We start from the raw sequence: 622 nt of genomic DNA, 5'->3' as shown, positions 1-622 counted from the left end.
GGCAATGGCGTCTACGTAAAGACCTACGACGCCAATGGCAGGGCACTGCGCGCCATCGACGTGTCGCACCACTCGCGCGAATGGTGGCCCATGATAGCTGGCTCACCCGCGCGCGCGCTGTTGGTGTGGCAGCAGTACGTGGGCGGCGAGACCTATGCGAAGCTGAAGGTTGCGACGCTCGATCCCGCAACGGGTGCGCTCAGTGAGCCCCACGTGATTGCGGATCACGTACAGTACTACACGTATGCGGCGACGTACGTGCCATCGGTCGAGCGCTTTATCGTGGTTGGCACAGACGCTGATGGCAGGGGGTTCGCGCAACTCGTTGACGGAAGCGGTCACACCACGGCGACGCTTGCGTGCATGCCGGCGTCCGTGCGGGAGGCGGGGATCGCCGTGATCGGCGACAAGGCATTCACGCCGTCGCAAGACGGACGGCTACTGCATTTCACGGTGACATCATCATCGATCGAACTGACCGGCACGCAGCCTTCGCCGATCAACTGGGCGTACACCGGAAGCATTGGACTCGTGCGGTCGCAGAGTGTCCTGCATTGGGTCGCGACGAGTCCCGAAGGCTTGAAGGAGGCGGACTTCCATCTGAGTGCCGCGACTGCGCCTG

1 pseudogene is annotated in these 622 nt (G+C 63.3%); it reads left to right on the top strand.

The features are described from left to right. Window positions 1–622: pseudogene (locus tag AWB74_RS45195) on the top strand (hypothetical protein); the annotation flags it as partial.

Source organism: Caballeronia arvi, from assembly GCF_001544695.2.
GTDB classification, from domain to species: domain Bacteria; phylum Pseudomonadota; class Gammaproteobacteria; order Burkholderiales; family Burkholderiaceae; genus Caballeronia; species Caballeronia arvi.
This window is presented reverse-complemented; position numbering and strand designations above follow the sequence as displayed.